Source organism: Sphingomonas sp. IC4-52, from assembly GCF_020707225.1.
Classification (GTDB): domain Bacteria; phylum Pseudomonadota; class Alphaproteobacteria; order Sphingomonadales; family Sphingomonadaceae; genus Sphingomonas.
The window spans coordinates 485437-510507 of sequence record NZ_JAJFEU010000001.1; the positions used below are offsets into that span (position 1 = coordinate 485437).

The window sequence follows — 25071 nt, forward strand, 5'->3', positions numbered from 1 at the left end:
GGCGAGCCGCAACGCTGGCATTGAGCAAGGCGGCCGTTTGCACTAACGCCGTTCCATGACGGCAACGATCGCGCTCGTCGATGACGACCGCAACATCCTTACCTCCGTTTCGATCGCGCTCCAGGCTGAGGGTTTCTTGACCCGCTTGTACCCCGATGGCGAAACGGCGCTCAAAGCACTGGTGGACAATCCCCCTGACCTCGCCATCTTCGACATCAAGATGCCGAGGATGGATGGGTTGGAGTTGCTCCGTCGCGTGCGCGAACGCAGCCAGGTTCCGGTAATCTTCCTGACCAGTAAGGACGATGAGCTGGACGAAGCGCTCGGGCTCGCCATGGGGGCGGACGACTACATCTCCAAACCCTTCAGCCAGCGGCTGCTGATCGCTCGCATACGCGCCATCCTGCGACGCACCGAATTGGCGCAGGCACAAGACGCCGGGGAGCCGGATGCCGCATCGCCCATCGAACGCGGGCGGCTGGCCATGGACCCTGCGCGTCACCGCGTAACTTGGAACGGCGAGGCCGTGACGCTCACCGTCACCGAGTTCCTGATCCTCGAAACACTTGCACAGCGACCGGGGATCGTGAAGACGCGCAACCAGTTGATGGACGCTGCTTACCAGGACGACATCTACGTCGACGACCGCACCATCGACTCTCATATTAAGCGCGTGCGTCGGAAATTCCGCCAGGTAGATCCGACCTTTGACGCCATCGAGACCTTGTATGGCGCCGGATACCGTTTCTCCGAAGAGTGACAGCAATGACCTGACGCTGCGTTGGTCGGGCCGCGTATCGCTGACGCGGCGCATCCTTGCGGTGAATATCTTCGCGTTGCTTCTGCTCGCGGGCGGGTTCTTCTATCTCGACAGCTATCGGGCTCGCATTCTCGACAACCGAACGCAGCAAGCGATGCAGGAGGCGAAGCTTATTGCCGAAGCGCTCGGGGTTGTACCGCCGGATCAGCGCGCCCAACTGATACGCCAGCTGGCCCGAGACACTGGCACTCGATTGCGATTGTACTCGCCGAGCGGTGCGCTCCTCGCCGACAGTCGCCTTCTTGGTGAACGCAATTTCCGGTTGCGCGATCCGGATAAGGACGGCGCAGGGCAACGGATAGCCCGCTTCCTGGATGCTGGCATTGACACCGTAGTCGGGGCCAAGCGCCCCCCACTCTATCGAGAGAAGGCCAGCGGTCATCGATGGACGGATGTGCGCACCGCCCTCACCGGCTATCCGTCAGCGACAGTCTGGCGTGCTCCTGATCGTACCCCAGTAATCACAGCCGCGGCGAAGATCACCGGCGGCCAAGCCGCGATAATGACCACGGTGAACGCCCGGGACATCACCCAGACCGTCCGCGTCGAACGCTTCCGCCTTAGCGTCGTGTTGTTGGGGGTAACCCTCGTCTCGGTGTTCCTGTCCTTGTTCTTGGCACGTACGATCGTGCGGCCTTTGCGCAGGCTCGCGCGTGCTGCGGTTCGCGTTCGGCTAGGCCGCGCCCGCGAAGTGGTCGTTCCTCGCCTTCCCGAACGAAAGGACGAAATCGGCCTGCTGGCGCGGGCACTCTCCGACATGAGCTTGGCACTGCGCGCCAGGATCGACGCGACAGAGGCCTTCGCCGCAGACGTCACGCACGAACTCAAGAATCCATTGGCTTCGCTGCGCTCGGCTGTGGACGGGCTCGGCAGCGTTCACGATCCTGCCTTGCAGGAGCGATTGCTTTCGATCGTTCGAGACGACATTCACCGACTGGATCGCCTGATTAGCGATATATCTGATGCTTCGCGCATCGACGCGCAGCTAAGTCGCGCCAAGTTCGAAATCGTTGATGCGGCCGCCATGCTTCGCGGCATTCTCATGCAGCGTGAGGAGCGTGGTATTGAGCGCGGTGTGAGGCTGCGCTTCGATCAGGAAGAAGGCGGATCGCTTCTCGTCTCGGGTGAGGGCGCCCGCCTCGAACGCGTGTTCGAAAACCTGATCGATAACGCAGTTTCGTTCTCGCCGGACGACGGCCTTGTTTCGATCGCAGCGCTCGCGCGCGACGATAAGCTAGAGCTTCGTTTCGAAGACGAAGGGCCAGGGGTGCCAGAAGAGGCTCGCGAGGCCATATTCCGGCGGTTCCATTCCGTTCGTCCGAGCAACGAAGGGTTCGGGCGCCACTCGGGGCTAGGGCTCGCGATTGCGCGCACGATCGTGGAGGCGCATGGGGGTTCCATTCACGTGGAGTCGCGGGAGGATCGCTTGAGCGGCGCACGTTTCCTGGTTCATCTCCCACTCATTCGGCGGCCATGAAATGAGCGACACGGAGACGATCCACGCGACCACGGTGTCGATTGGTGGCCGCGCTGTGATGCTCCTTGGCCCATCCGGCAGCGGCAAATCGGACCTCGCGTTACGCCTGATTGACCGAGGCGCTGTGCTGGTGGCGGACGATTACACGCATCTTCAGCGATCGGGAGATATGCTGGTGGCGAGCGCGCCGCCGACAATTGCCGGCCGCATTGAGGTGCGAAGCCTCGGCATCATTCTCGTCGAACATGTGGACAGCATACCCGTTGTGCTGGCCGTTCGCTTGAAACCTGCTACCGAGCGAATGCCCGAACGGCAGACGGAGCAATTCGCGAGCGTCTCCGTTCGTACTCTAGTTCTCGATCCCCGCCCGGCCTCCGCCCCGCTCGTGATAGAGCATGCACTGAGACACGATCTGCCATGAGTTTCCCTTCTGAGATTCTTCTCGTCACCGGCATGTCGGGAGCAGGCAAATCAACCGTGCTGAATACCCTGGAGGATTTGGGATGGGAGGTCGTCGACAACCTGCCGCTGAGCTTGCTCGACCGTCTGCTCCGAACCGATGCCGGGCCCAGTCAATCGGGTTTGGCACGTCCCCTGGCGATCGGCGTCGGGGCGACAACCCGCGACTTTGATGCAGCGGCGATCACTCGCCAGATTGATAGTCTGCGCGCTGCCGGTCGGCAGGACATCGATACGCTTTTCCTGGACTGCGCCGCGGACGAACTCGCCCGCCGCTATGATGAAACGAGGCGACGCCACCCGCTCGCCGTTGACCGGCCGGCACGTGAGGGCATTGCTCAAGAGCGCGATTTGCTGGAGTCGCTGCGGCGCTGGGCACCTCGGCTGATCGATACCAGCCAATATAGCAGCGCCGATCTGGCCAAGCAGATCCGCCGGACGTTTGGGCAGCCTGGGCTTAGCGAACCGGCGGTGTCGGTCATGTCTTTTGGTTTTTCGCGCGGTCTGCCGCCCGATGCAGATCTGGTCTTCGATATGCGGTTCCTACGTAATCCGCATTGGGTTCCACATCTGCGTCCCGGTACGGGCAAAGATGACGAGGTGGCGGCTTACGTGGCTGAGGATCCGGCCTATGAGCCGGCGTTGAGCCGTATAGAGGACCTCCTTCTGCTCCTGCTTCCCCGCTATCGCGCGGAAGGGAAATCCTATATAAACATAGCTGTCGGCTGTACCGGCGGGAGACATCGGTCGGTGCACGTGGCAGAACGCATTGCAGCACTGTTGCGCAATGCGGCATTTTCGCCCACGGTCACTCATCGTGATCTTGCGGCAGTGCCGCAAGATAGGCTCGAGGGACGGCCTGACGGGCAATGAACGGATTGACGACGCAGATGATCGGGCTTGTGCTCGTGACTCATGGCCGGCTGGCCGATGAGTTCGTAACGGCGATGGAGCACGTGGTGGGCCCGCAAAAGCAGGTCCGGACCGTTGCCATTGGCCCTGATGACGACATGGAAGCTCGTCGGGCGGATATCCGCAGCGCCATTGCAGAGGTGGACAGCGGCCGTGGTGTTATCGTCCTCACCGATTTGTTCGGCGGAACCCCTTCAAACCTGGCCATTTCGCTCATGGAGCGCGGTAGAATCGAAGTAATCGCCGGGATCAACCTCCCGATGCTGATCCGGCTGGAATCGGCTCGCCGGAAGATGGGAGTTGCCGCTGCGGTCGCTGCTGCGCGCGAAGCGGGGCGCAAGTATATCTCGGTTGCTTCCGAGGTCCTCGGCGTTGGAGAGGCGGCTGCGTGATCGTATCTCGCGATGTTCTCATCACCAATCGACGGGGTCTCCACGCTCGAGCTAGTGCCAAGTTCGTGACGCTCGCGACGCAGCAACCGCTGACGGTTCAGGTTGCGAAAGGCGGTTCCACGGTGACTGGGACGTCAATCATGGGGCTGATGATGCTGGGCGCCGCGAAGGGTGACACGATCACCATCAGCGCGCAGGGCGGCGATGCAGAAACTGTTGTCGCGGCCATGTGTGCGCTCGTTGAAGCCAAGTTTGGCGAAGACTGACGGCTGAAACCTAAATGCCTCGTATCATTACCGCCTTCTCCAATCCGCTGGTGAAGCGCATTCAGGCACTGCGCGACAAGCGGCATCGCCGCGAAGAGGGCATGTTCCTGGCAGAGGGCCTGCGCATCCTCACTGAGGCCAGAGAAACGGGGCGTATCCCGGAGTTTCTGTTTTACGCTGAGGCAAGCGCACGCCATCCGCTCGTCACTGTGCTCGTCAAGGATGTCGAGGCGGCTGGTGGCGAGGCGATTGAGACCACGGAAGCGATCCTGTCGAAGCTCTCCGGCAAGGACAACCCGCAGTCAGTGGTGGGTGCCTTCCCCGTCTTTGATGCAGAATTGTCGTCCCTTGACCGATCGGCGAGCACGATCTGGCTCGTCGCCGAGCGGCTGCGCGATCCCGGCAACTTGGGAACCATCCTGCGTACCGGCGATGCGGTTGGTGCTGGCGGGTTGATCCTCATCGGTGATTGCGTCGATCCGTTTTCGACCGAAGCAGTTCGGGCAAGCATGGGTGCATTGTTTACCGTGCCGCTCATTCGGGCCAGCTGGGAGTCGTTCCTGCCTTGGCTTCGCTCAGGTCCCGGGCAGCTCGTCGGCCTCAGCCTGCGAACAGACAATCACTACCGCACGGCGCCTTATGCAGCGCCCACTTTTCTCCTGACCGGCAACGAGGCTCAGGGCCTTCCGGCCGAGATGGAAGAGGAGTGCGACCTGCTTGTGAAGATGCCGATGCTGGGCAAGGCGGACAGCCTGAACGCTGCGGTGGCTACGGCGGTCATGGCTTATGAAGTGCTTGCCCATCACTCGTTGGCCGGAAGTAACTGATATGACCGACAACATCGATCTCCCGTATCGGCCCTGCGTGGGCGTCATGTTGCTGAACCGGCAAGGCCAGGTATTTGTCGGCCAGCGCCTCGATACGACTCTGGAAGCATGGCAAATGCCGCAAGGCGGGATCGATCCGGGCGAGGATCCCCTCGCTACGGCTATCCGGGAGCTCAGGGAAGAAACGGGGATCGCCCCAAACCTTGTTGAGCTGATCGCCCAAGCGCCGGGGAAGTTCCAGTACGACCTTCCCTCGGATCTGATCGGCAAGGTCTGGAAGGGGAAGTATCGAGGACAGACGCAGCGATGGTTTCTGTTCCGCTTTCTTGGCCAAGACAGCGACGTTCGCATTGAAACGGCGCATCCCGAATTCCGCGCATGGCGCTGGGCGGACCCGAAAGATCTGGTGATGCAGATCGTACCCTTCAAACGCGGGCTCTATGAAGAAGTCCTGACGGCGTTCTCCGCTTATCTCAACTGAGACACCATCCGCCCGGGGCGCCTTCACGTCGCTCGCAGCCTTAAGTAGCGCTTGCCCGTGATCCTAGCCGTCTTTCTCGCCGCCTCAAGCTTGCCTAACGACGGAGCCACTGTCGAGGCGGATCAGGTTCGGATCCCGCCTCCCATTCGGGCAATGCTCGACGCCGCAATCGCCTCCGGCAATGAGGGCGAAGTTTCAACCATCGTGAAGTACGCCCGTGCTGCCGATCCAGCGAGCGGAGACGCGGTGCTTCGCATTGCTGAGGAATGGCGCGCGGTCCGGGCAAAGGATCGCGAGGCTCGCATCGTACGGGCGGGCTGGACCGACCTGTGGACTGGTCGAGCCGAAGTGGGCGGGTTCATCACGACGGGAAATTCCAGCACCGCCGGCGTAACCGGCATTCTTGATCTCACCCGCGAGGGCCTCGATTGGCGCCACAAGCTGCGCGGACAGGCGGACTTCCAACGCAGCCTAGGCATCACAACGCGCGAGCATTACCTCGCCGCCTACGAGCCGAACTGGAAAATTGACTCCCGGCAATATGTGTATGGCGCTCTTCAGTATGAAAGCGACCGGTTCTTTGGTTACTCGGATCGCTACTCGGCCTCGGCCGGTGCCGGCTATAGTGCGGTCCAGACGCGCGCCCTGACCCTTAATCTGGAGCTTGGCCCAGCCTTTCGGCACACGCAGTTCACCGACAGCACGGTCGAAAGCAGCATCGCGGCGCGCGGCAGCGTCGACCTTGATCTCAAGCTGTCGCCGGGACTGTCTGTCAGCCAAGACGCCTCAGCGTACCTTCAGCGTTTCAATTCAACGGTGAGCAGCACGACGGCCCTTGCCGCGAAGTTGGTGGGCCCGCTTTCGGCGCAGGTAAGCTATACCGTCCAATACGAAAGCGAGCCGCCGATCGGTCGTGTCTCCACAGACACGACCAGCAGAGCATCGCTCGTCTATACCTTCTGAGCGCACCGCTCGCCGTGGTGGCGCCCATTCCCGACAAGGTCCCGCTACGCGCTTACCGCAGGGCTCCAGCCAGCAGCTTGTGCAGCTTGGAATGTAATCCATCATTCGCAGCCAGGAACTCGCTGCGTTCGATGGACCGATCGCCTCCTCTGAAATCGGTAACGAAGCCGCCGGCTTCCTTAACCAACAGCATGCCGGCTGCCGCGTCCCAGATCTTGAGCTTGGACTCCCAATAGCCGTCAAAACGGCCTGCGGCGACCCAGGCGAGATCCAACGCGGCAGAGCCCAGTCGCCGGATCCCCGCCACCTGTGGTGCGATCGAACCGAAGATGCGCGTCCACTCCGCAAAGTCGCCATGACCCATGAACGGGATACCGGTGGCGATCACCGCTTCGGTCAGTTCGCGGCGGGAAGACACACGAAGGCGCTGATCCTGCAGCCAGGCCCCACGTCCCTTCTCGGCCCAGAAACTTTCATCCGTAAGCGGTTGATAGACCAGCGCTGTCGTGATCTCGCGCTTACCGTTCGGCAGAGGCTCCTCCACGGCGATGGAGATCGCGAAGTGCGGAATGCCGTGCAGGAAGTTGGTGGTCCCATCCAGCGGATCGATGATGAAGCGCGGCTTGGACGGGTCGCCAGCGACTTCACCACGTTCTTCCATCACGAAGCCCCAATCGGGGCGCGCCTTGGACAATTCTTCGAACAGCGTCTGCTCGGCCCGCTTGTCCGCCATTGAAACGAAATCGGCCGGCCCCTTACGGCTCACCTGAAGGTTCTGGACCTCGTTGAAGTCACGCCGCAGCCGTGGGGCCGCCTTGCGCGCGGCACGCTCGATGATCGTGAACAGACCGGAATGGGAAGGCATTTCAACAACTCCCCCCTCCGACACAGGAGGGGACGGGGGTGGGCATCAATATTCGGGCACAAATGTCGACGAAAGCTTCCATACGTTGCAGAAGCCTCGCCTCGTCCCGGTCGCTCCCGACAGGGAGGTCAGACAATCAATCTGCGCGACGAACGTAAGTCTGCTCGTAAACGTCCACAACGATCCGGGTTCCGCTGGAAATGTGCGGCGGCACCATCACGCGAACGCCATTGTCGAGAATCGCCGGCTTGTAGCTGGAGGAAGCCGTTTGGCCCTTCACTACGGCATCAGCCTCGACGATCGTTGCCTCGATCGTGTCCGGCAGCTGCACGCTGATTGCCTCTTCTTCATAGAGTTCCATGACCACGTCCATGCCATCCTGCAGGAAGGCAGCGGCATCGCCTAGCAGGTCACGCGGCAACGTCACCTGATGGTACGTGTCCTTATCCATGAACACGAGGCCGTCGCCATCCGCGAACAGGAACTGGAAGTCCTTGGTGTCGAGCCGCACGCGCTCCACGGTTTCGGCCGAGCGGAAGCGCACGTTGTTCTTGCGGCCATCGCGCAGGTTCTTCAGCTCAACCTGCATATAGGCCCCGCCCTTGCCGGGCTGGGTGTGCTGAATCTTCACGGCACGCCAGATGCCGCCTTCATATTCGATGATGTTGCCCGGACGGATGTCCACACCGCTGATCTTCATGACTTATACTGCCCATTCTCCGTTCGGGCTGAGCGTGTCGAATACCCGGCTCCCCTTCCCCAAGAGGAGGCGCCCCTGTTCGGCTATCCTGGACATGCAGGTAGTCAGGGCAGGCTTCGACCAGCTCAGGGCAAACGGCAGTGTTGAACTGGAAGGCGGCTGCCCTAACGGACCTTGCGCTTTCCGGCAAGCAGTGGGTACGGGTTCACCGGCGTTCCTTGATGCCATCGATCGCCGGGCGCCATTCTGCTGACGCCAAAATGAAGATGGGTATTGCCCGGCCCGGCGTTTCCGGTGTCGCCGACGTAGCCAAGCAGCATGCCGCGGGTGACGGTCATTCCTTCTCGCACGCCAGGCGCGTAATCGGCCAAATGAGCATAATAGTGGCTCCATCGCCGATCAGGTGAGCGCACGTACAGCGTTGTCCCACCTGCCTTGCTGTAAAACAACTTTTCGATCGATCCAGGCCCCGCCGCTAGGACTGGCGTATGGGCCGGCGCCATGATGTCTATTGCTTCGTGCGTTCGACTACCTCCACCGCGAGTATCGCCCCAGGTGTTCGTAAGTTGGTTCGCCGTGATACCCGCCACTGGGATGCTCAGCGGAATGTTAGCAACTTCAGGCGTGCGAGCCGCGGGCGCCTTGTTCGGTGTTGCGGAGCGAGGTGTGTTTTCCGGACCAAAGGTTAGCATTGACGCGAAACCGATCACGGCCAGCCCGATGAGGGCGAGGATCGTGGCGCCCAGCTTGGTCATTGACGGACCTGGAGGACGATAGGGAAGCCAATTAGCGCCTCAAAGGCGCCACTGGCTGAGCGTGCGCGAGGTGCGCTGTAGGATTGCCTGCCCCGCGTCACCCTCGGACAGTTTTCCTGAGCGGCATTCATCCGCGCCTCTCGTATCTTCCGGAGGGCCTGACCATCGCGGGTGGTGGGCCCTGCTGACCCAGCCCGACGGCAAGCGTCTGCCGCCCCACCCCGCAGGTCGACGGAAGTACTCAATCCAGAGCACTCCCGAAAACCCGTTGATGCGACGTCACCGTCATTCCGGCACCTCGAATTGATCCGCCGAAGCGCCGAACGGCCGTGCCGCCGCCAGGTTTCGCCAACCAAGCGGCGATCGTCAGCCAAGCACCTCGCTGAAGGCCCGGATAGCAGCCGCTTCGTCGCCGTTCCAGACCGCGCCCGAGGTCGCAATGAAATCAGCACCCGCCGCGACCAACGGCAATGCGTTCGCAGGCGTAATGCCGCCAATGGCAACACAGGGGAGCTCGAACAGCGTTGACCACCAGGACAGGACAACCGGCTCGGGGTGATGCTTCACCTCCTTCGTCGTCGTCGGGTAAAAACTGCCGAAGGCGACATAATCCGCTCCGGCGTCACCGGCTTCCATCGCCAGGTGCCGGCTGTCGTGGCACGTCACGCCGATCTGTACATTCGGCCCTAACGCGGCCCGCGCCTCGCGCGGATCACCATCGTCCTGCCCCAAATGAACGCCGTCGGCGCCCAGCCGCTTGGCAAGCGACACGCTGTCGTTGACGATAAAAGCTACCTCCCGATCCGCGCATATGCGCTGAAGTGGCTCCGCCAGCCGCGCTGCCTCATGCTGGTTGAGGTTCTTTACCCTGAACTGAAAAGCCGCCACCGGCCCGGCGTCCAGCGCACGCTCCAGCCGTGATGGGAAACTTCCTCCCACCTCAAGTGGCGAGATCAGGTACAGTTGGCAGGCCGGGCGGCTGTTGTCCCGCTGGAACGCTGCTGCAAATTCGGGATCGAGTGGGCCGAGGGGATCATCAATCATCGCCTGAACCTAGCGGTCAAGAACGATGGACGGAAGCGGAAGCGGGTCATCTGGCGCAACAACCCGAACCAACGATCGTTGGTGTTGTCACACAACGTTGGAAGTAGGCGATTTTATGCTCTCCACAAGAATAGTCCCGGCCATCGGCCTCGCCGCGCTTGTTTCGGCATGTGCTCCGCAAGCGACGCGCGTGGCGCGTAATGTTGGCACCGCCGATCATGTCGCGGCCCCGTCGCGGTTGGCGGCAGAACCCGTCAATCAGCTGGCGGCCATGGCAGCAACCGCCATCAACCCGCAGATCGGCGGTGCGCATATGCTCGGCACCCGCACGATCGCCGCGAACTGCGCAGCAGCCCCGAACCTGCAGATCCTGACCCGTGCCCTGACTGCAAGCGACGCAGGGCGCGCTCTGAGCACCGCCGGACCAGTTACCGTTTTCGCGCCAAGCGACGAGGCCTTCGGCCGTATGTCCCCGCATGCCGTGAATGCACTGCTTTCGCCTGCGAACCGGCCCACGTTGAACAAGCTGGTGAACTATCACGTCGTGCCCGGCACCATCACCCTCGACCAACTTCGTGCACGCATCGACCAAGGGGGCGGCACCGCTCACCTGACCACCGTTGAAGGCGCTCCCCTGGTGGCACGGAAGGAGGGCGCGGCAGTTGCGCTGACGGACGCCAATGGCAACAAGAGCTATGTTGAAACGCCAGACGTGCAGCAGTCGGATGGCGTGTTTCACGTCATCAATGGAGTAATGATTCCGCGGCTGGCCTGATCGCAACCGAGACGCCTTCTTAAAGCTGCCACTTCGCTGCAGAGGCATCATCGCTCTTGCGCGGCTCTACCCAACGATGGCGATCGCCCAACCGCTCCCGCTTCCAGAACGGCGCATCGGTCTTCAGGCGATCGATCAGGAATGCGCATGCCTCCAGCGCCGCCGCGCGGTGAGCCGCACTCGTGGCCACAAACACGATCCGGTCACCCGGCACCATGGATCCCACCCGATGAACAATCGTCGCTCCGGACAAGCTCCAGCGCTGAAACGCCACCCGGGCCAGCGCCTCCAACGCGCGCTCGGTCGCGCCGGGATAATGTTCCAGCATCAGTTCGGTGACGCCATCATCCGCGCGCACCATGCCCGTAAATGTAGCGAGGGCGCCGCTCTGCTCCGCCATCGCCAGCTCGTCCGCAAGCACGATTGGCGCAGACGTGACGACAACGCGGATCATCCTCCCGTCACCGGCGGAAAAATCGCGATCTCGCGCGCGCCCGCGATCGCCGTTTGAAGCGGAACGAACTCTTCATCCCGAGCCGCCCGTAAGCGATCACAGTCGGCGAGAGCTGCTGCGTGGCCGGCCGATCGCACGGCAAGCCAACTGATCAGCGCGGCGATGGTATCCACCTCTGGCGGCGGATCCACCTCCTCCTCAGCGCTGCCGATCCGTTCGCGCACCCATGCAAAGTAGAGGACACGCATCGCCGTCAATCCATGTGCTTCAGGCCGACGCGCAGGTAATCCCAGCCGGTCACGATCGTCAGCACAGCGGCACCCCATAGCGACACCAGCCCCGTCAGCTTCACCCAGCTGAACTCCGGGAGCGCGCCCGCTAGGATGAGCGCTCCCAAAGAGACGAGCTGAAGGGTCGTTTTCCACTTCGCCAGCCGAGACACAGGCAGGGAGACCTGCAGACCCGCCAGAAACTCGCGAAGGCCAGAAACCGCAATTTCGCGGAGCAGAATGACGAGAGCGGCGATGATATGAACGCCGGTAATCACCGCCGTGTCATTGTGCCGTGTGCCCACCAGCATCAGGATCACGGCAGCCACCATGATCTTGTCTGCAATGGGATCGAGAAATACGCCCAGGCGCGACACGGCGCCCTGCGCACGAGCGAGGTAGCCATCGAAATAATCCGTGATGCCCATCAGGCAGTACAGGCCGAACGCGATGGCGAACCCGGCCTGCCAGGTAGGCCACCAGAGTAACGCTACCAGCGCGGGCACCGCGACGATTCGCGATAGGGTGAGCAGGTTGGGCAACGTAAGCACGAATGATGACTTAGCTTAGCGGACCCGTGGCGCAACCCTGCCGGGGTTGGCAGCAGGTACGGCCAGCGGCTATGCCGAAGTTTCAATCTGCCACAGCCGGGCCACCTTCTGCCATGATCAATGCCCTCGGGCTTCTCAAACGCCGGCGCTTTTTGCCGCTTTTTGTCACCCAATTCTTGGGTGCCTTCAATGACAATCTCTTCAAAACCTCGATGGTTCTTTTTGCAACCTACCAGATATTCGCGAACGAGAAGCAGGAAAGTTTCTTCAACGCTCTGGCGGCCGGCCTCTTTATCTTGCCGTTCTTTCTATTGTCGGCATTGGCTGGCCAACTCGCCGATACAATGGACAAGGCGCGGATCATTCGCGTCGTGAAAATTGTCGAATTCGGGATCATGGCGCTTGGTTGCGGCGGCCTGTTGCTGGCTCGCGCCGGTCAGGTAACGCTTCCGGTGGTCATGATGCTTGGCGCGGTGGTCGGGCTTGGCATTCACTCGACCTTTTTCAGCCCCATCAAATACGCGATCCTGCCACAGCATCTCGAGGATGAGGATGTGCTCGGCGGCACTGGCTTGGTCGAGGCAGGCACCTACCTCTCCATCCTTCTAGGCACGATATTGGCGGGCTTTATCTACGAATCGATCCCGCTGATCGCCGGTCTTACCTTCCTTGTTGCGCTCTTCGGTTATCTCAGCGCTCGCATGGTTCCTCCCGCGCCGCGGCTCGGGCCCGCGCTAAAGCTCGACTATAATCCATTCCGCGCATCGTGGCGCCTGGTTGCGGGCACCATGCACATTCCCCGCCTATTCCTGGCAATCTGCGCAATCAGCTTCTTCTGGACGATCGGGTCCGTCCTGGTGGTCATCTTCCCGCCGCTGGTGAAGAATGTTCTCACTTCCGATGCCAGCGTGGCCAGCTTGGTGCTGGCGATCTTTTCGGTCGGTGTTGCGATCGGGTCGGTGGTCATCAACCTGATGCTCCGCGGCCATATCTCGGCTCGTTTCTCCCCCGCCTCCGTGATTGCCATGGGCGCCGCGGTTCTGGCGTTCTGGTTCGTGGCGGCGAATTGGGAGCCAGCCCCCACAGGTACGCTTTATGACATCGCCGGATTTGTCAGTCATCCCGGCGCGCCGCTTGTTCTTGTAACCCTCATGTTCGTGGCGATCTTCGGCGGCATGTTCGTCGTGCCGCTTTACGCCTTTCTCACCACCACGGTGCCAAAGGATCAAACCGCTAGGACTGTTGCTGCGAACAATGTGGTGAATGCCGGAGCGATGACGATCGGCTCGGCAACGGTCGCAGGAATAACGGCACTCGGCGCCACGGCCAGCCAGCTGCTGCTGCTTGTGGCAGGGATGTGCGTCGTCTCCGCCTGGATCGCCCAGCGCCTTCATCGCGCCTGCGATTAAGCGGTGAGCTACATGATCAGGGTATAAAAGCAGATGAAGAAGGCGGTGAAGCTCAACACGAAGAGCTTTAGATCCTGATCGTCATTCCGCTTCGGCCGTGCTTCGGCGCGCGCCAGCATCTGGCGGATCGGATGGCCAGCGGCTTCGTCACTGATGAGGCGTCTCTCCACCCCGCCATGGTTAACGAGTTGTTTACGGTTTGGAACTGCCCTGAAGAAGTAACCAGTCCAGTGTCCGATGTTGGTACAGGAGAGAAACATGCCGCTTTATGAGTTTCGCGGGCAGCGCCCGACCTGTCACGAAACCGCCTGGGTTGCACCCAGTGCTGACATCGTAGGTGACGTACGGTTGGCTGAAGACACCAGCGTGTGGTTCGGGGCGGTGATCCGCGGCGACAACACGACCATCCCGATCGGCGCGCGCAGCAACATTCAGGAGGGCGCGATGCTCCACTCCGATCCAGGCTCGCCGCTGACGGTTGGAGAGGATTGCACCATCGGCCATCGTGCCATCCTGCACGGCTGCACGATCGGCGACCGCGTCCTGATCGGAATGGGCGCTACGATCTTGAACCGAGCCGTGATCCCTGACGATTGCATCGTCGGCGCCAATGCATTGGTCACTGAAGGCAAGACCTTTCCTCCGCGCAGTCTGATCGTGGGAAGCCCGGCGAAGGCAGTCCGGTCCTTGGACGACCAAGCGGTCGCCGGACTGAAGGTATCTGCTGCGCACTATGTGGAGAACGGCAGAGCGGCAGCATCGGGCCTAAAGCGCGTCGACTGAACGGCTCAAAAAGATCCGGACCGGTTGGTGGGCTGTAGCGCGCTCTGCTGGACAGGTGGTTACTCTCCCGACATAACCTGACTTATGTCAGTCCCAGCGATCCTCTCCCGCTTGCGCTTGCCGGTCATCGGCTCGCCGCTGTTCATCATCTCCGGTCCGGATCTCGTGATCGCGCAGTGTAAGGCCGGCATCGTCGGCTCCTTCCCTGCCCTGAACGCGCGCCCGCAGGGGCTTCTTGACGAATGGCTGCACCGGATCACCGAAGAACTCGCGGCGCATAATCGTAACAATCCCGATCGCCCGGCCGCGCCCTTCGCCGTCAACCAAATCGTACATAAGTCGAACGATCGGCTGGAGGCTGATCTCGCCACTTGCGAGAAGTGGCAGGTTCCGATCACCATCACCTCCCTCGGCGCACGCGAGGAGTTGAACCAGGCTGTTCACAATTGGGGCGGCATCACCTTTCACGACGTTATCGACGACCGTTTTGCGCGCAAGGCGATCGAAAAGGGTGCGGATGGTCTGATCCCGGTAGCTGCGGGCGCGGGCGGTCACGCCGGACGCCTTTCTCCATTCGCTCTCGTCAGCGAAATCCGCCAATGGTTCGACGGCCCGGTGGCACTCTCCGGCTCCATCGCTACCGGTGACGCAGTGCTGGCCGCGCAAGCGATGGGCGCCGACTTCGCCTATATCGGATCACCCTTCATCGCCACGCTCGAGGCTAACGCGGATGAGGGTTACAAGAACGGCATCGTCGAAGGTCGCGCCTCCGACATCGTCTATTCCAACCTGTTCACCGGCGTGCACGGCAATTATCTGCGCGGCTCAATCGAGCGTGCAGGACTAGATCCAGACAATCTGCCCGAGGGTGATTACAAGACCATGAACTTCGGTCAGGGCGACAATGCGCCTAAGGCCAAGGCATGGCGCGACATCTGGGGCTCTGGCCAGGGCATTGGTGCGGTGGAAAAGGTGGAAAGCGTCGCCGACCGGATCGACCGTATGGAACGCGAGTACAACGCCGCCAAGGCACGAATCGGCCTCGTGGCGGCTTGATCAATTGGGTTGCAGCAAGCGCTGCAACCTCATTCCTGATTGCGGAGAACCGCTGCGGACCCACCCCTCATCAGAGAGGCACGGTGTCCGCAGCACCCATCCTCGACTACCCCGGGGGCGCTGATCTCCGCCCGCACAGCTGGGCAGCCGGCCGACAGGGCTCTAGGCGGTCGCCGCGTCGTCTGCATCGTCGCCAGAAGCCGGGCTCCGGAAATACGCCTCAACGGGACCGGAAAGCTTGATGGTGAGCGGCCGTCCCCGACGATCGACCTTCTTGCCTAGGGCGACGCGGATCCAGCCTTCGGAAATCGAATACTCTTCGACATCGTTCCGCTCGACGCCCTTGAAGCGGATTCCGATGCCGCGCTCGAGCGTCGGCTGATCGAAATAAGGGCTCGAAGGATCAATGGAGAGGTGATCTGGCGGTGTCTCAGTCATGGCTGCGCGACTAAACGATCCCCGCGCCACTCCCAACAGAAAAAGCGGCGCGGGAGAATAGATCCCCCGCGCCGCCCCCTGCGTGCTCGCTGAAGCTAGTTAACGACAGACCCGCACAGGAACCCGTTCACCGTAATAGGGATCCCATTGCCACTGGCGGAAGCACCTTGGCCCTCGCCACCTCGGACGATAGTCATTGTAGTAGGACCGCGGGTAGTAGCCCCGGTACTCGCGGTAGCGCGGATAGTCGTAATAAGGACCGCGGTTGCTCGACGCGATCGCCGCACCAAGTCCCAGCCCGACCACGCCGCCGATCAGCGCGCCGGCAGCGACGTCCGAACCGCGATCATAGCGATGGTGCCAACGCTGCGCGCTAGCCGGTGCCGCAGTGGCAAGCGCCGAGGCTGCCAGCGCAGTACCTAATCCGGCCTTCATCAGAAATCCGTTCATCTCGAACCTCCTAACACATACGCTCGGTCCGCTCTGAAGGTGTAAACGCACGATGCCATGAGCGTGTTTGCTGGTATGCGCGAGTCGGGCTTAACCGGCGCGGAATGTCGCGTTCATAATGGGTTTAAGATTCGATGCGCTTCTGGTTGTTGAGGTCGGAACCTGATGTCTATGGGTGGGACCATCTTATCCGCGACGGGGAAACGGAATGGGACGGCGTTCGCAACTACACCGCTCGTAACTTCCTCAAGGAAATGACGCCGGGCGATCAGGCGATCTTTTATCACTCGAACAAGGAGAAGGCGGCTGTCGGCACGATGGAAATCGTGCGGGCGTGGCGGCCGGATGGCGAAAAGGGCGTATGGGCGTCTGTGGCCGTGAGGCCGCTGAAAAAGCTGCCCAGGCCCGTGCCGTTGGCAACGATCAAGGCGGAACCCCGCCTCGCAAGTCTCGAGGTTCTTCGTCAAAGCCGCCTGTCGGTCACGCCGGTGCGCGAGGAGGAATGGACGGCATTGATGGAACTCGGCGGACTGTCCTGAGCAGTACCGAAGCTTGGAGGTCCGGCGCGAGTATTTGTCGATCCCGTGCCTGTAGAAACCGTAGTTGCGGCTAACGCCCGCTAAACGACTCCCGCTCCGCCGGCGTGAGTGGCAAAGCTATCGCCCGGCGCTGCTTCGAAGAGAGCAGACCTGCTTCGATCACCGCCATCGTGGCGAGGGCTTGCGCGGGAGGAACCGGGTTTGGCGCGTGGTCGCGGATCGCCGCGGCCACGGCGCGATAGAAGTCGCGCTGATCTCCCGCGATCACTGGCAGTACATGGCGGCTCTGCCCATCGTGCACAACGAGCGGATCATGGTCTTCACCCCAGCCCGCCTCGCCAGGCCGCAGTCCCGCGAGCAGTTGCGCTTCCTGCTGGTCTCCCCGCTCCTTTACCAGGCTGCCGGCACTTCCATGCACCACAAAACGGGCGCTGCCGCCAGCAACGAGCATGCTGGCCTGAAGAACGACTTGCTTGTCCGCATACTCAAGGACTGCGTGCGCCCAATCGTGCGCCGAGCCACCGCGCCGAAGAATGGCCAGATTGGCTTCCACCCGTTCAGGAAGACCGAACAGTTGCAGAGCCTGATCGATCAGGTGGGGACCAAGATCATACCATATCCCGCCGCCCGGGGTCGCCCGCTCGCGCCAACGATCGCGCACGACCGGGCGAAATCGATCGAATCGGCTTTCGAAATGAGCGACCTGCCCTATCGCCTGCCGATCAATTGCCGCTCTCACGGACAGAAAGTCGCTGTCCCACCGACGGTTGTGAAATACCGCAAGCAGGCGATCGGCACGATCTGCCGCCACGATCACCGCACGCGCTTCGTCCATTGACAGGGCGAACGGTTTTTCCACGATGACATGCTTGCCAGCCGCTAACGCGGCCAGCGCCAGCGGCGCGTGGCTGTCATTGGGGCTGGCCACGACGATTAGATCGATGTCATCGCGTGCAACAAGGGCTTCGGCAGTATCAGTAACCGCAACATCACCGAGCGCTGTACGCACCTCAGACGGACGCGAGGAGGCGACCGCGACAAGCGCAACACCTTCGGTCGCGCGGATCAGCGGGGCGTGGAACGTGCGCCCCGCATAACCGAAACCGATCAGTCCCACCCGAACGGGTGCGGTACTGATCGGCGGCACGATTAAGCTGCCTCGGCCGAACGCTTCTGGCGCTTGCGCTCATGCGGATCGAGGAAGCGCTTGCGCAAACGGATGGTCTTCGGCGTCACCTCCACCATCTCGTCATCATCGATGTAGGCGATGGCCTGTTCCAGCGTCATCTTCTTCGGCGGGGTCAGGCGGATCGCATCGTCCTTGCCGCCCGACGCGCGGAAGTTCGTCAGCTGCTTCGCCTTCATCGGATTGACCTCAAGGTCATCCGTCTTGGCGTTCTCGCCGATGATCATACCCTCGTAGAGGGCTTCGCCATGACCGACGAACAGGATGCCGCGATCCTCGAGCGGACCCAGCGCATAGGCCTGAGCCTCGCCGGCACCGTTGGAGATCAGCACGCCGTTCTTGCGCCCCTCGATCGGACCCTTGTGGGGGCCGTACTTCTCGAAGAGCCGGTTCATGATGCCCGTGCCACGCGTGTCCGACAGGAACTCGCCGTGGTAACCGATCATGCCGCGGCTGGGCGCGGAGAAGGTGATGCGCGTCTTGCCACCGCCCGACGGACGCATGTCGGTCATCTCAGCCTTACGCAGGTTCATCTTCTCGACGACGGTGCCGGAATGCTCTTCGTCCACGTCGATGATGACGGTTTCATACGGCTCGAGCTTCTTGCCGTTCTCGTCCTCGCGGAACAGCACGCGCGGGCGGCTGATTCCGAGCTCGAAGCCTTCGCGGCGCATCGTCTCGATCAGCACGCCGAGCTGAAGTTCGCCGCGGCCGGCGACTTCGAAGCTGTCGCGGTCGGCCGATTCGGTCACCTTGATCGCGACGTTCGATTCCGCCTCACGGAACAGGCGATCGCGGATCATGCGGCTCGTCACCTTGCTGCCCTCGCGGCCTGCCATCGGCGAATCGTTCACCGCAAACCGCATCGACAGCGTCGGCGGATCGATCGGCTGCGCCTGGATCGCTTCGGTGACGCTGGTGTCGGCGATGGTGTTCGAAACCGTAGCGACCGTCAGGCCGGCAAGGCTGATGATGTCGCCAGCGCGCGCCTCGTCGGTCGGCACACGCTCCAGTCCCTGGAAGGTCATGATCTTGGAGGCGCGGCCCGTCTCGATCACCTTGCCATCCATGTCGAGCGCATGGATCGGCTGGTTGACCTTGACCGTGCCGGAGTTGACGCGGCCCGTCAGCACGCGGCCCAGGAAGTTGTCACGATCGAGCAGCGTGACCAGGAACGTGAACGGCGCATCGACATCCAGCGCCGGCGGCGGCACGTGATCGACGATCTTCTGGAACAGCGGGGTCAGCGTGCCTTCACGACGATCGGGATCCTCGCTGGCATAGCCGTTGCGGCCCGAGGCGTAGAGAACCGGGAAGTCGAGCTGCTCGTCCGTGGCATCGAGGCTGACGAACAGGTCGAAAACTTCATCCAGCACTTCCTGAATGCGCTGGTCGGGACGATCGACCTTGTTGACGACGACGATCGGGCGAAGCCCCAGCGCCAACGCCTTGCCAGTCACGAACTTCGTCTGCGGCATCGCGCCTTCGGACGAATCGACCAGCAGGATCACGCCGTCGACCATCGAAAGGATGCGCTCCACCTCACCGCCGAAGTCCGCGTGACCAGGGGTGTCCACGATGTTGATGCGAGTGCCTTCCCACTCGATCGAGGTCGGCTTCGCAAGAATGGTGATCCCGCGCTCCTTCTCCAGATCGTTCGAGTCCATCGCGCGTTCTTCCACGCGCTGATTGTCTCGGAAGGTACCCGATTGGCGGAAAAGCTGGTCAACAAGCGTGGTTTTGCCATGATCGACGTGCGCGATGATGGCGATATTGCGCAGATTCATACATTTTCCTGGATGGCCGCCACGGCGCGGCAGCATTGCGGGCGCGCATAGCCGAAATGACCCGCAAGCGCCAGCCTTCGCGTCCGCAGCATCACCAGCCCGCAAGCACGACCTTCCCGCGCGCTGTCCCACTCTCGATTAGGCCATGAGCGCGCTTCAGGTTAGCCGCCGTGATCGCACCCATCGTTTCGGTCACCGTCGAACGGATGCGTCCCGCATTCACGAGATTGGCGACTTCGTTGAGCAGCCTTCCCTGCTCCGCCATGTCGGGCGTCTTGAAGAGCGGCCGGGTGAACATCAGCTCCCAATGAACCGACACGGCTTTCGCTTTCAGCGGCATGATGTCGAGGGTCTTTGGGTCGTCGATCAGACAAAGCTTACCCTGCGGCGCGATCAGGCGCGTGATGTCGGCGAGATGTTCGTCCGTGTGCGTGGTGGAAAACACGTGGCCCGGCTTGCCGAGCCCCAGCGCGTCGATCTGCGGCGCCATCGGTCCACGATGGTTCACCACATGGTGAGCGCCCAACTCTTCGACCCAGGCTTTCGTCTCTGGCCGCGATGCGGAAGCAATGACGGTCAGATCGGTCCGCGCCCGTAGCAACTGTATGGCGATCGATCCGACGCCACCTGCGCCATTGAGGATGAACACCGCCGGTGCGGCGCCTGGAATCGCCCGGCGCACATCCAGCTTGTCGAACAGCGCTTCCCAGGCGGTGATTGTCGTCAGCGGCAGCGCTGCGGCGGCCGCCCAATCGAGCGAAGCAGGCTTTCGTCCGACGATTCGCTCATCAACGAGCTGGAGTTCCGCGTTGCTGCCGGGACGATCGATCTGCCCGGCATACATCACGTGATCACCCACCTTAAACCCAGTTACCTCGGGCCCGGCCGCTACCACCTCCCCTGCCGCGTCAAAGCCGAGCACCCGCCAATCTTCGCCGCCGCCGCGCATTCCGGCGCGCACCTTTACGTCCACGGGATTCACCGAAACGGCATGGATCCGGACGAGCAGATCGCGGCCAGTCGCCACGGGATCGGGAAGTTCGATGTCGACCAACGAGTCTTCGCGGCTCAGCGGTCCCGGCTGTTTGAAAGCGACAGCGCGCATGTGACTTCCTCTCTCGTCTCGTGGTGCGTCGAACTCGGATGAAGCGTTCCTGTGCAATGGCCGGGCTTTGCGCAAGACAGGGACGCGTATTATATCCCTGATACACTTGAACGAAGACCCGTCTGCCGTCATCGTGACGGCAACGCTGGAGGAACAAATGGCGAGCACCCCCGACACGATCACCGCGACCGAGCCGGCGCTGAAGCTCACACCACCCGATCCGGTGCCGACCGTCGCCGCGGAAAAGGCGGCTGGCCTGGTCCCGGTGGACGACGGCACGAAGTCGAAGCTGGAGGAACGCGCTGACTATGCCGTTCAGCAGCTGATCGAGCGGGACGCGAACAGCCCTGAATTCGGCAAGGTGGTCGATGCGATCACCAACATGGGGGCCAAGGAGATCCGCGACGCTGCGGGCCAGTCGAACCGCTTCCTTGATCGCCCGGTACGCGCGATGGATCAGGAAACCGGCGTGGGTAAGGACCTCGCTCAGCTCCGCCGGGTGGTGGAGGATCTGGATCCCGGCAAGAAGGGCAATCTGACGGCGCCCCAAAAATTGTTCGGCATCATTCCGTTCGGCAACAAGATGCGGAATTATTTCGACAGCTACAAATCGAGCCAGACCCACATCGCCTCGATCCTGAAGAGCCTTGCCTCGGGCAAGGACGAGCTGTTGATGGACAATGCCTCCATCGACACCGAACGCGCTAATCTGTGGAGCGCCATGGGCAAGCTGGAGCAGATGATCCAGCTCTCGAAGATGCTCGATCAGAAGCTTGAAGATAAGGCCAACGAACTGGACGCCACCGACCCGGCAAAGGCCAAGGCGATCCGCGAAAGCGCCTTGTTCTACGCGCGGCAGCGAACCCAGGATCTGCTGACCCAGATGGCGGTGACCGTCCAGGGTTATCTGGCACTCGACCTCGTCAAGAAGAACAACGTCGAGCTCATCAAGGGCGTTGATCGGGCATCCACGACGACTGTGGCGGCGCTGCGCACTGCCGTGACGGTCGCGCAGGCGATGACCAATCAAAAGCTCGTGCTGGAACAGATTACCCAGCTGAACAATACGACCGCGAGCATCATCGACTCGACGGGCAAGCTGCTGCGTTCGAATACCGCTCGTATCCATGAGCAAGCGGCAAGTTCGGCCATCCCGCTCGAAACGCTCCAGCGGGCGTTCCAGAACATCTACGAGACCATGGATGCGATCGACACCTTCAAGCTGAAGGCCCTCGACTCCATGAAGGCCACTGTCGACACGCTGTCCGGCGAAGTCGAAAAATCACGCGGCTACATCGCCCGGGCGGAGGGCGCGGCGCAGAACCGCGTTGGCTCCTCGCCTGAGACCTTCAAGCTGGAGGCGCTGTGATCTCTCACGACACCGACGAGGCGCTGGCGCGCGCCCGTGGCACGCTCGACAGGGTTAGACTTCAGTCATTCGAGGGCTTGCCGACCGCCCGGCGAGCACACAACGGCCGCGGTCTTGCAAAACGGGTGGCGGCAATCGGCGCTGCCAATGTCGCGATCCTGATTGTAGCCGCGATCATCGGCCTCGCCGTGGCGCCGCTCGGCATCTTCGGCGCACTTGCGGTCATGATGGTCATGATGGCTGTGACGCTCGCCATCGCCTTTGCACCGGGTCCCCGCCCGGTGACTCACGAGAAGCTCGCCAGAAGCGAGTTGAAAGCGTTGCCGACGCAAACGACACGCTGGCTTGATGCGCAGCGCCCTGCATTGCCAGCCCCGGCGGTTCAGGTGACGGACCGCATCGGCCTGCGTCTGGACACGCTCGGCAAGCAGCTGGCGTCGGTAGAAGATGATACGCCGGCGGCGGCCGATATCAGGCGCCTGGTGGGCGAGCAATTGCCTGAGTTCATCCGCGACTATCAACGCGTACCATCTGAACTCCGGGGCGCGGAACGCAATGGAAAGACACCCGATCGGCAGCTCGTCGAAGGTCTGGAGCTGATCGAGCGTGAGATCGGCCAATTAAGCGAGGAACTGGCACGCAGTGATCTCGATTCGCTGGAGACACGCGGGCGTTTCCTCGAGATGAAGTATAAGGACGGCGACCCGGCCTGATCCGCGCCGGCTGCTCGCGGTGTGACACCATGCGACAGCCGGCTTTTTAAGCCAACACGCTTAATCGACGCGACATTGTCATGTTGTTGGGTTAGCAATCACGCATGAACGATCGTGTCCTCGTCCTCGAAGGTATCCATAACTTCCGCGATTACGGCCGTTACACCGGCAGTGACGGGCGTCTCCGCAATGGTGTGCTCTGGCGCTCCGGGCAACATGGCGACGCGACGGAGAAGGATTTGGCGACCGTGGCCAATCTGGGCATCTCCACGGTAATTGATCTTCGTGGTGACAGCGAGCGGCAGTTGATGCCGTGCCTCCGCCACGATGGTTTCGATGGCCTCGTCCTTTTCGCGCCCGGGGAAACTGCCGGATCGGAACTCGCGCCGCATGAAGAGGCGGGCCGCGGCATCACCACGGCCGATGAAGCGCGCGCGGCGATGACGCGGCTGTACGAGAACATGCCGTTTCGCACAGTGCTTATCCGCTCGCTCACGCTGTATTTCGAAGCACTGGCGACGCGCGACGGCTCCAGCCTCCTGCACTGTCTCGCCGGTAAGGATCGGACCGGCTTGGCAGCGGCGTTGCTGCATCGTCTTCTCGGCGTGCACGAGGATGACGTGATGGCGGATTATCTGCTCACTAACGTTGCCGGCAATCAACAGCGTCGTATCGCTGCGGCGGGCGACTCGATCCGCCAGCGCTATGGTTCGCAGATCACCGATGAGGCCATCGAAACGCTGATGGGCGTGGACGCCACGTACCTTGACGCCGCGACCCGCTCAATCAAGCAGCGCTATGGATCAACGGAACGCTATGCGGAGGAAGTGTTGGGTGTCGACGCAGCGCGTCGTCAAGCGTTGCGCGAACGACTGATCGCCTGATTAGGCAACCGGCCGCTCAACCGGTTACCAAACCCCACAGCATCCAGCCGTTCAGGGCAACGATCACCGCCGCAATGCCCCAGGCAAGCGCCGCCAGCCAACGTGGCGCTGCCAGCGGCCCCATCAGCCGCCTGCTCCCCGTAAACGCCACCAGCGGCAGCACGGCAAAGGGCAATTGCAAGCTAAGCACCACCTGGCTCAACACCAGCAGCTGGGTTGCCCCGCTGTCCCCCGCAAGCGCAACGCCAATCACCGCCGGGATGATTGCGAACCCGCGAGTGATCATGCGCCGCAACCAAAGCGGCAGGCGAAGGTCAAGAAAACCCTCCATCACGATCTGACCCGCGAGCGTTCCGGTAACGGTGGAGTTCTGACCGCTGGCCAGCAAGGCCACGGCGAAGACAATGCTCGCCACGCCGACGCCCAGCATCGGTGCGAGCAACCGGTGCGCTTCCTCGATTTCGGCGACCTCTGTCCGCCCCGCGACGTGGAACGTCGCGGCGGCGAGCACCAGTATTGCTGCATTGATGAAGAATGCCAGTCCCAGGCTGACTGTGGAGTCGATTGTCGCCATCTTCAGCGCGTCGCGCTTGTCGGCGACCTCGTCACCTACTGCCCGCGTCTGCACGATGGCCGAATGGAGGTACAGGTTGTGAGGCATCACAGTGGCGCCGAGAATGCCGATCGCGATGTAAAGCATCGCGGGATTGCTGACGATCTCCGCGGAGGGGATCAGTCCCGCCGCGGCGGCTCCCCAGTCCGGTCCTGCCCAGGCCAGTTCCAGGGCAAAGCAGCCTGCAATCACGATCAGCAGTGACGCCACAAACGCTTCCAGGCGTCGGAAGCCGTAGCGTTGCAGTGCCAGGATCAAGAAGACATCAAGCGCCGTTACACAAACACCCGCAACGAGCGGTAGTCCGAACAGCAACTTGAGCGCGATCGCAGTGCCCAACACCTCCGCCAGGTCGCATGCGATGATCGCTATTTCACACAACACCCACAGGACGAGCGATACCGGCCGGGAATATTGCTGCCGACACGCCTGCGCCAGATCCATGCCCGCCCCGATCCCCAGCCGGGCAGAGAGCGCCTGCAGGATGATCGCCATCAGGTTAGAGAGCAGGATAACGCTCAGCAGCGTGTAGCCGAACGCCGACCCGCCGGCGATGTCCGTGGCCCAGTTGCCAGGGTCCATATATCCGACCGCGACCAGCCACCCCGGCCCAACGAAGGCGAACAGTCTCCGCCAGAAGCTCGCGCCTTGTGGCACTCGTATTGAGGCGTGAACCTCGGGCAGCGATCGCATCAACTCGGCGGCGGGAGGTGTCATCCCTGCTGCAAT

General features: G+C 62.0%; 31 protein-coding genes. 17 read left to right on the forward strand and 14 right to left on the reverse strand.

Going from position 1 to position 25071, the window contains the following annotated elements:
* The first annotated feature begins 55 nt into the window (after positions 1 to 55).
* Genes LK535_RS02335 through LK535_RS02375 form a run of 9 tightly spaced genes read left to right on the forward strand, consistent with a single transcriptional unit; the run spans position 56 to position 6597 of the window.
* A complete protein-coding gene (locus tag LK535_RS02335; RefSeq protein ID WP_227770278.1) occupies positions 56 to 760 on the forward strand; it encodes a response regulator transcription factor in 705 nt (234 codons plus the stop codon).
* A complete protein-coding gene (locus LK535_RS02340) occupies positions 729 to 2297 on the forward strand; it encodes a stimulus-sensing domain-containing protein (protein ID WP_227770279.1) in 1569 nt (522 codons plus the stop codon). The genes LK535_RS02335 and LK535_RS02340 overlap by 32 nt, the downstream gene beginning before the upstream one ends.
* A gap of 1 nt (position 2298) precedes the next feature.
* Positions 2299 to 2718, forward strand: a complete 420-nt coding sequence (locus tag LK535_RS02345) for an HPr kinase/phosphorylase (RefSeq protein ID WP_227770280.1) — start codon at positions 2299 to 2301, stop codon at positions 2716 to 2718.
* A complete protein-coding gene (gene rapZ, locus LK535_RS02350) occupies positions 2715 to 3629 on the forward strand; it encodes an RNase adapter RapZ (protein ID WP_227770281.1) in 915 nt (304 codons plus the stop codon). Before LK535_RS02345 ends, rapZ begins: the two co-directional genes overlap by 4 nt.
* 17 nt (positions 3630 to 3646) lie before the next feature.
* Positions 3647 to 4060 (forward strand): PTS sugar transporter subunit IIA, encoded by a 414-nt coding sequence (locus LK535_RS02355; protein ID WP_066780483.1) that lies wholly within the window; start codon positions 3647 to 3649, stop codon positions 4058 to 4060.
* Positions 4057 to 4326, forward strand: coding sequence for an HPr family phosphocarrier protein (locus LK535_RS02360; protein ID WP_227770282.1), 270 nt, complete (start codon positions 4057 to 4059; stop codon positions 4324 to 4326). Before LK535_RS02355 ends, LK535_RS02360 begins: the two co-directional genes overlap by 4 nt.
* A gap of 14 nt (positions 4327 to 4340) precedes the next feature.
* Positions 4341 to 5153, forward strand: coding sequence for a TrmH family RNA methyltransferase (locus LK535_RS02365; protein ID WP_227770283.1), 813 nt, complete (start codon positions 4341 to 4343; stop codon positions 5151 to 5153).
* A 1-nt stretch (position 5154) separates the two neighbouring features.
* The gene (locus tag LK535_RS02370; protein ID WP_227770284.1) at positions 5155 to 5634 is read left to right on the forward strand and encodes an RNA pyrophosphohydrolase; all 480 of its coding nucleotides are present in this window, start codon (positions 5155 to 5157) and stop codon (positions 5632 to 5634) included.
* Between the two features lie 57 nt (positions 5635 to 5691).
* Positions 5692 to 6597 carry a DUF481 domain-containing protein gene (locus tag LK535_RS02375; RefSeq protein WP_321576527.1) on the forward strand — a complete coding sequence of 302 codons (906 nt, stop codon included), beginning with the start codon at positions 5692 to 5694 and terminating at the stop codon, positions 6595 to 6597.
* A gap of 52 nt (positions 6598 to 6649) precedes the next feature.
* Here the strand turns inward: LK535_RS02375 and LK535_RS02380 are convergent, their stop codons facing one another.
* The 4 genes from LK535_RS02380 to thiE form a co-directional block, all read right to left on the reverse strand.
* The gene (locus LK535_RS02380) at positions 6650 to 7462 is read right to left on the reverse strand and encodes an inositol monophosphatase family protein (RefSeq protein WP_227770285.1); all 813 of its coding nucleotides are present in this window, start codon (positions 7460 to 7462) and stop codon (positions 6650 to 6652) included.
* Between the two features lie 136 nt (positions 7463 to 7598).
* The gene (gene efp, locus LK535_RS02385; protein ID WP_227770286.1) at positions 7599 to 8162 is read right to left on the reverse strand and encodes an elongation factor P; all 564 of its coding nucleotides are present in this window, start codon (positions 8160 to 8162) and stop codon (positions 7599 to 7601) included.
* A gap of 164 nt (positions 8163 to 8326) precedes the next feature.
* Complete coding sequence (locus tag LK535_RS02390) at positions 8327 to 8917, reverse strand: M23 family metallopeptidase (protein WP_227770287.1); 591 nt, start codon at positions 8915 to 8917, stop codon at positions 8327 to 8329.
* Between the two features lie 366 nt (positions 8918 to 9283).
* Positions 9284 to 9961: a thiamine phosphate synthase gene (thiE, locus tag LK535_RS02395; protein ID WP_227770288.1), complete on the reverse strand. Its 678-nt coding sequence runs from the start codon at positions 9959 to 9961 to the stop codon at positions 9284 to 9286.
* Positions 9962 to 10151: 190 nt separating this feature from the next.
* On the opposite strand from thiE, the gene LK535_RS02400 reads away from it, so the two are divergent.
* Positions 10152 to 10736, forward strand: coding sequence for a fasciclin domain-containing protein (locus LK535_RS02400; RefSeq protein ID WP_227770289.1), 585 nt, complete (start codon positions 10152 to 10154; stop codon positions 10734 to 10736).
* Between the two features lie 19 nt (positions 10737 to 10755).
* Here LK535_RS02400 and LK535_RS02405 read toward each other — a convergent pair whose 3' ends face one another.
* Genes LK535_RS02405 through pgsA form a run of 3 tightly spaced genes read right to left on the reverse strand, consistent with a single transcriptional unit; the run spans position 10756 to position 12010 of the window.
* Positions 10756 to 11190, reverse strand: a complete 435-nt coding sequence (locus tag LK535_RS02405; protein WP_227770290.1) for a molybdenum cofactor biosynthesis protein MoaE — start codon at positions 11188 to 11190, stop codon at positions 10756 to 10758.
* Positions 11187 to 11438, reverse strand: a complete 252-nt coding sequence (moaD, locus tag LK535_RS02410; protein ID WP_227770291.1) for a molybdopterin converting factor subunit 1 — start codon at positions 11436 to 11438, stop codon at positions 11187 to 11189. Before moaD ends, LK535_RS02405 begins: the two co-directional genes overlap by 4 nt.
* A gap of 5 nt (positions 11439 to 11443) precedes the next feature.
* Positions 11444 to 12010 carry a CDP-diacylglycerol--glycerol-3-phosphate 3-phosphatidyltransferase gene (pgsA, locus tag LK535_RS02415; RefSeq protein ID WP_227770292.1) on the reverse strand — a complete coding sequence of 189 codons (567 nt, stop codon included), beginning with the start codon at positions 12008 to 12010 and terminating at the stop codon, positions 11444 to 11446.
* 113 nt (positions 12011 to 12123) lie between these two features.
* Here pgsA and LK535_RS02420 point away from each other — a divergent pair, with 113 nt between their 5' ends.
* Positions 12124 to 13419, forward strand: a complete 1296-nt coding sequence (locus tag LK535_RS02420; protein ID WP_227770293.1) for an MFS transporter — start codon at positions 12124 to 12126, stop codon at positions 13417 to 13419.
* An 8-nt stretch (positions 13420 to 13427) separates the two neighbouring features.
* Here the strand turns inward: LK535_RS02420 and LK535_RS02425 are convergent, their stop codons facing one another.
* Positions 13428 to 13589 carry a hypothetical protein gene (locus LK535_RS02425; protein WP_227770294.1) on the reverse strand — a complete coding sequence of 54 codons (162 nt, stop codon included), beginning with the start codon at positions 13587 to 13589 and terminating at the stop codon, positions 13428 to 13430.
* Between the two features lie 88 nt (positions 13590 to 13677).
* On the opposite strand from LK535_RS02425, the gene LK535_RS02430 reads away from it, so the two are divergent.
* Positions 13678 to 14202: a gamma carbonic anhydrase family protein gene (locus tag LK535_RS02430; RefSeq protein WP_227770295.1), complete on the forward strand. Its 525-nt coding sequence runs from the start codon at positions 13678 to 13680 to the stop codon at positions 14200 to 14202.
* An 84-nt stretch (positions 14203 to 14286) separates the two neighbouring features.
* A complete protein-coding gene (locus tag LK535_RS02435) occupies positions 14287 to 15258 on the forward strand; it encodes an NAD(P)H-dependent flavin oxidoreductase (RefSeq protein WP_227770296.1) in 972 nt (323 codons plus the stop codon).
* A 162-nt stretch (positions 15259 to 15420) separates the two neighbouring features.
* On the opposite strand, the gene LK535_RS02440 is transcribed toward LK535_RS02435, so the two are convergent.
* Complete coding sequence (locus LK535_RS02440) at positions 15421 to 15696, reverse strand: DUF3297 family protein (RefSeq protein ID WP_227770297.1); 276 nt, start codon at positions 15694 to 15696, stop codon at positions 15421 to 15423.
* 99 nt (positions 15697 to 15795) lie between these two features.
* A complete protein-coding gene (locus LK535_RS02445; protein ID WP_227770298.1) occupies positions 15796 to 16146 on the reverse strand; it encodes a hypothetical protein in 351 nt (116 codons plus the stop codon).
* 134 nt (positions 16147 to 16280) lie between these two features.
* Between LK535_RS02445 and LK535_RS02450 the strand changes: the two genes are divergently transcribed.
* The gene (locus LK535_RS02450) at positions 16281 to 16685 is read left to right on the forward strand and encodes an EVE domain-containing protein (RefSeq protein WP_227770299.1); all 405 of its coding nucleotides are present in this window, start codon (positions 16281 to 16283) and stop codon (positions 16683 to 16685) included.
* 70 nt (positions 16686 to 16755) lie between these two features.
* On the opposite strand, the gene LK535_RS02455 is transcribed toward LK535_RS02450, so the two are convergent.
* From LK535_RS02455 to LK535_RS02465, 3 genes are all read right to left on the reverse strand, one after another.
* Positions 16756 to 17832 carry an oxidoreductase gene (locus LK535_RS02455; protein WP_321576528.1) on the reverse strand — a complete coding sequence of 359 codons (1077 nt, stop codon included), beginning with the start codon at positions 17830 to 17832 and terminating at the stop codon, positions 16756 to 16758.
* 2 nt (positions 17833 to 17834) lie between these two features.
* The gene (gene typA / locus LK535_RS02460) at positions 17835 to 19658 is read right to left on the reverse strand and encodes a translational GTPase TypA (protein WP_227770300.1); all 1824 of its coding nucleotides are present in this window, start codon (positions 19656 to 19658) and stop codon (positions 17835 to 17837) included.
* Positions 19659 to 19749: 91 nt separating this feature from the next.
* Positions 19750 to 20763 (reverse strand): zinc-binding alcohol dehydrogenase family protein, encoded by a 1014-nt coding sequence (locus tag LK535_RS02465; protein WP_227770301.1) that lies wholly within the window; start codon positions 20761 to 20763, stop codon positions 19750 to 19752.
* 157 nt (positions 20764 to 20920) lie between these two features.
* On the opposite strand from LK535_RS02465, the gene LK535_RS02470 reads away from it, so the two are divergent.
* From LK535_RS02470 to LK535_RS02480, 3 genes are all read left to right on the forward strand, one after another.
* Positions 20921 to 22132, forward strand: coding sequence for a toxic anion resistance protein (locus LK535_RS02470; RefSeq protein ID WP_227770302.1), 1212 nt, complete (start codon positions 20921 to 20923; stop codon positions 22130 to 22132).
* Positions 22129 to 22845, forward strand: a complete 717-nt coding sequence (locus LK535_RS02475; RefSeq protein WP_227770303.1) for a hypothetical protein — start codon at positions 22129 to 22131, stop codon at positions 22843 to 22845. The genes LK535_RS02470 and LK535_RS02475 overlap by 4 nt, the downstream gene beginning before the upstream one ends.
* Positions 22846 to 22949: 104 nt before the next feature.
* Positions 22950 to 23729: a tyrosine-protein phosphatase gene (locus tag LK535_RS02480; RefSeq protein ID WP_227770304.1), complete on the forward strand. Its 780-nt coding sequence runs from the start codon at positions 22950 to 22952 to the stop codon at positions 23727 to 23729.
* Positions 23730 to 23745: 16 nt separating this feature from the next.
* Here the strand turns inward: LK535_RS02480 and LK535_RS02485 are convergent, their stop codons facing one another.
* Positions 23746 to 25059, reverse strand: coding sequence for an Nramp family divalent metal transporter (locus LK535_RS02485; RefSeq protein ID WP_227770305.1), 1314 nt, complete (start codon positions 25057 to 25059; stop codon positions 23746 to 23748).
* Positions 25060 to 25071: the final 12 nt, after the last annotated feature.

Excerpts from the sequence above, each read along its gene's own strand:
- LK535_RS02335 (WP_227770278.1), top strand. The coding sequence starts at position 56 with ATGACGGCAACGATCGCGCTCGTCGATGACGACCGCAACATCCTTACC.
- LK535_RS02340 (WP_227770279.1), top strand. The coding sequence starts at position 729 with ATGGCGCCGGATACCGTTTCTCCGAAGAGTGACAGCAATGACCTGACG.
- LK535_RS02345 (WP_227770280.1), top strand. The coding sequence starts at position 2,299 with ATGAGCGACACGGAGACGATCCACGCGACCACGGTGTCGATTGGTGGC.
- rapZ (WP_227770281.1), top strand. The coding sequence starts at position 2,715 with ATGAGTTTCCCTTCTGAGATTCTTCTCGTCACCGGCATGTCGGGAGCA.
- LK535_RS02355 (WP_066780483.1), top strand. The coding sequence starts at position 3,647 with ATGATCGGGCTTGTGCTCGTGACTCATGGCCGGCTGGCCGATGAGTTC.
- LK535_RS02365 (WP_227770283.1), top strand. The coding sequence starts at position 4,341 with ATGCCTCGTATCATTACCGCCTTCTCCAATCCGCTGGTGAAGCGCATT.
- LK535_RS02370 (WP_227770284.1), top strand. The coding sequence starts at position 5,155 with ATGACCGACAACATCGATCTCCCGTATCGGCCCTGCGTGGGCGTCATG.
- LK535_RS02380 (WP_227770285.1), bottom strand. The coding sequence starts at position 7,462 with ATGCCTTCCCATTCCGGTCTGTTCACGATCATCGAGCGTGCCGCGCGC.
- efp (WP_227770286.1), bottom strand. The coding sequence starts at position 8,162 with ATGAAGATCAGCGGTGTGGACATCCGTCCGGGCAACATCATCGAATAT.
- LK535_RS02390 (WP_227770287.1), bottom strand. The coding sequence starts at position 8,917 with ATGACCAAGCTGGGCGCCACGATCCTCGCCCTCATCGGGCTGGCCGTG.
- thiE (WP_227770288.1), bottom strand. The coding sequence starts at position 9,961 with ATGATTGATGATCCCCTCGGCCCACTCGATCCCGAATTTGCAGCAGCG.
- LK535_RS02405 (WP_227770290.1), bottom strand. The coding sequence starts at position 11,190 with ATGATCCGCGTTGTCGTCACGTCTGCGCCAATCGTGCTTGCGGACGAG.
- moaD (WP_227770291.1), bottom strand. The coding sequence starts at position 11,438 with ATGCGTGTCCTCTACTTTGCATGGGTGCGCGAACGGATCGGCAGCGCT.
- LK535_RS02420 (WP_227770293.1), top strand. The coding sequence starts at position 12,124 with ATGATCAATGCCCTCGGGCTTCTCAAACGCCGGCGCTTTTTGCCGCTT.
- LK535_RS02430 (WP_227770295.1), top strand. The coding sequence starts at position 13,678 with ATGCCGCTTTATGAGTTTCGCGGGCAGCGCCCGACCTGTCACGAAACC.
- LK535_RS02435 (WP_227770296.1), top strand. The coding sequence starts at position 14,287 with ATGTCAGTCCCAGCGATCCTCTCCCGCTTGCGCTTGCCGGTCATCGGC.
- LK535_RS02440 (WP_227770297.1), bottom strand. The coding sequence starts at position 15,696 with ATGACTGAGACACCGCCAGATCACCTCTCCATTGATCCTTCGAGCCCT.
- LK535_RS02445 (WP_227770298.1), bottom strand. The coding sequence starts at position 16,146 with ATGAACGGATTTCTGATGAAGGCCGGATTAGGTACTGCGCTGGCAGCC.
- LK535_RS02450 (WP_227770299.1), top strand. The coding sequence starts at position 16,281 with ATGCGCTTCTGGTTGTTGAGGTCGGAACCTGATGTCTATGGGTGGGAC.
- typA (WP_227770300.1), bottom strand. The coding sequence starts at position 19,658 with ATGAATCTGCGCAATATCGCCATCATCGCGCACGTCGATCATGGCAAA.
- LK535_RS02465 (WP_227770301.1), bottom strand. The coding sequence starts at position 20,763 with ATGCGCGCTGTCGCTTTCAAACAGCCGGGACCGCTGAGCCGCGAAGAC.
- LK535_RS02470 (WP_227770302.1), top strand. The coding sequence starts at position 20,921 with ATGGCGAGCACCCCCGACACGATCACCGCGACCGAGCCGGCGCTGAAG.
- LK535_RS02480 (WP_227770304.1), top strand. The coding sequence starts at position 22,950 with ATGAACGATCGTGTCCTCGTCCTCGAAGGTATCCATAACTTCCGCGAT.
- LK535_RS02485 (WP_227770305.1), bottom strand. The coding sequence starts at position 25,059 with ATGACACCTCCCGCCGCCGAGTTGATGCGATCGCTGCCCGAGGTTCAC.